This is a genomic window from Roseixanthobacter psychrophilus, from assembly GCF_043195195.1.
Classification (GTDB): Bacteria; Pseudomonadota; Alphaproteobacteria; order Rhizobiales; family Xanthobacteraceae; genus NCEH01.
Genome location: NZ_JBAFWT010000191.1, coordinates 1 through 447, shown reverse-complemented (window position 1 = coordinate 447; position 447 = coordinate 1). Strand labels below are relative to the sequence as shown.

Genomic DNA, 447 nt, shown 5'->3' with positions numbered 1-447 from the left:
GTTTGCCCGGCGCTAAGACACTTCGGAGCAGACACATGCAGTTTGCACGGCAAGCGGCGACAGCTCATGAGGGTTGCATCTTGTCATCCGAGAAGAGCGACCATGCGGCAACGAACAGGGCGACGATCAGCGGGCCGAGGACAAATCCGTTCATGCCGATCAACGAGAGCCCGCCCACAGTGGAAATGAGCACGGCGTAGTCCGGCAGCATGGTGCCCTTCCCCACCAAAGGTGGCCGCAGGACGTTGTCCACCGTGCTGATCACCAGCGTGCCGATCGCGAGCAGGATGGCGCCCTTCAGATAGGCGCCGGTCAGCAGCAGATAGGCTGCCGCCGGTACCCAGACCAGTCCGGCGCCCACGGCGGGGAGGAGCGAGAGCACGGCCATCAAGACGCCCCACAGGAGCGCGGCCTGGATCCCAAGCATCCCGAAAGTGACTCCGCCGG

Annotated in this window: 1 protein-coding gene; it reads right to left on the bottom strand. The window is 64.4% G+C overall.

The features are described 5' to 3' along the window. Positions 1–64 precede the first annotated feature (64 nt). Positions 65–447 (bottom strand): AI-2E family transporter (locus V5F77_RS29160; RefSeq protein ID WP_429008523.1); only part of this gene is annotated, 383 nt, incomplete at its 5' end.